Below are 468 nucleotides of genomic sequence, written 5' to 3' on the forward strand. Positions count from 1 at the left end.
CGTTCTTCCCTGGCAACAGAGCTTTACGATCCGAAAACCTTCATCACTCACGCGGCGTTGCTCCGTCAGGCTTTCGCCCATTGCGGAAGATTCCCTACTGCTGCCTCCCGTAGGAGTCTGGGCCGTGTCTCAGTCCCAGTGTGGCCGATCACCCTCTCAGGTCGGCTACGCATCGTCGCCTTGGTAGGCCTTTACCCCACCAACTAGCTAATGCGCCGCAGGCCCATCCACAAGTGACAGATTGCTCCGCCTTTCCTCCTTCTCCCATGCAGGAAAAGGATGTATCGGGTATTAGCTACCGTTTCCGGTAGTTATCCCTGTCTTGTGGGCAGGTTGCCTACGTGTTACTCACCCGTCCGCCGCTAGGTTAGTTAGAAGCAAGCTTCTAACTAACCCCGCTCGACTTGCATGTATTAGGCACGCCGCCAGCGTTCGTCCTGAGCCAGGATCAAACTCTCCATTAAAGAC

The 468-nt window shown here is 55.8% G+C and carries 1 rRNA gene; it reads right to left on the reverse strand.

The features are described from left to right. Positions 1-464: ribosomal RNA gene (locus tag HFD99_RS24930) — 16S ribosomal RNA — on the reverse strand; the annotation flags it as partial. Positions 465-468 lie beyond the last annotated feature (4 nt).

It is taken from the genome of Paenibacillus sp. EKM301P, assembly GCF_011800295.1.
Classification (GTDB): Bacteria; Bacillota; Bacilli; order Paenibacillales; family Paenibacillaceae; genus Paenibacillus; species Paenibacillus polymyxa.